Annotated in this window: 1 protein-coding gene; it reads left to right on the forward strand. The window is 50.2% G+C overall.

Translation table 11 applies throughout. From position 1 onward, the window contains the following. A partial coding sequence (locus STRDD04_RS10410; protein WP_156469101.1) for a G5 domain-containing protein occupies positions 1 to 219 on the forward strand: 219 nt, incomplete at both ends.

Below are 219 nucleotides of genomic sequence, written 5' to 3' on the forward strand. Positions count from 1 at the left end.
AACGTGAAAGTGCTCAATTGCCTAAGGGAACCCGCAAAGTTGTCCAAGAAGGTAAAGACGGCGAGAAGACTATGCTCGTTGAAGTAACGATTGAGAATGGTCAGGAAACTGGCCGTGTGACTCGCGACAGCTTCGTTTCCAAAGCCCCAGTCGATCAGATCGTGGAAGTTGGCAAGCCAGTTGAGCAGGTGACACCAGCAGAAGGCGTTAAGAATCTTG

This window comes from Streptococcus sp. DD04, assembly GCF_001578725.1.
In the GTDB taxonomy this organism is placed as follows: domain Bacteria; phylum Bacillota; class Bacilli; order Lactobacillales; family Streptococcaceae; genus Streptococcus; species Streptococcus sinensis.